We start from the raw sequence: 1,044 nt of genomic DNA, 5'->3' as shown, positions 1-1,044 counted from the left end.
AATATTTACTAGCCGCTTTACGACAAGCGATTAAAACAAAGGGGCTAACATATCGAGAGCTATCTGAAAAAATGGGCATGCCACTGTCCACTTTTAAGAGACATTTAACCAGTACCAACCTCGCGTTAGATAAACTGCTTGAATACTGTCGTGCGATTGACTGTACATTGGATGAATTGCAAAAGTTAGCCAATCAGTTGCAAGGTGAAGATGAAGATTATTTTAGTCGAACACAAGATGAAGTGTTTTTTCAGTTCCCACATCTTTACGATTTTTATCGTGAACTGAGGATGTTGCGCGGAAAAGATGGATACACAATTTTAAAGAAAAAATACGACTTATCAGAGCAAAGCATGTCTGATTATCTGGGTGCACTAGAGTTGCTAGACCTTGTTTACGTAGATGAAAACAAAAGTATTACGTTGCACGGCCCGCTGTACTACAGCTACGCAGAAAACTCGAAGTTAAACGATAAGTACACCGAGATAATCAAAGAGCAAACAACGACACATGATAAATGCGTTCGTGTTGCTTTGGCGCGAATGAAAATTACGGAAGAACAGTTGCTGGAGCTTGAAGATCAAGTAGCGAAAACGGTGATTGATTTTCACTCGAAGAATGTTGTCGCTGAAAACTTTAATGTTTCCGACTTCACAAACGTAGTTCTACTTGCTGGGCCACATCAACCAGTGACATTCTCTGATGGAATTGTAGAAACAGAATCTCGTTTTATTGACGATATTCGCTACGCAATTGCAGCAGCAGGGGATAAACCAAGCCTTTCAATTTAATCCATTCACTTATCTCTCAGAGCCAATGGCTTGCATCTTAGGTATTGGGAAATATCGAGTTTGTAAGCTCTTGGCTTAACGTCTATCTCTCGCCTAAATCTTCAGCACATCAGTTTGTCTAGCCTTTGTTTTTGCATTTTAATGATAAAACTATAGATTTTTGTAATTTTTCGTTATGGATAAATTCATACTTGTAATGTTTGTTTTTTGATCTATTATGACGAAGTGTCAATTATGACGGTTCGTCAAAAAT

At 38.2% G+C, this 1,044-nt stretch carries 1 protein-coding gene; it reads left to right on the top strand.

The window, feature by feature from the left end; all coding sequences use genetic code 11:
- On the top strand, positions 1-791 hold a 791-nt coding region (locus R7044_RS24350; protein WP_140316215.1), incomplete at its 5' end, for a helix-turn-helix domain-containing protein.
- Positions 792-1,044 lie beyond the last annotated feature (253 nt).

This window comes from Vibrio sp. 1402 (genome assembly GCF_033340275.1).
The sequence above is the reverse complement of the archived record's forward strand: the minus strand, read 5'-3'. Positions and strand labels throughout refer to the sequence as shown.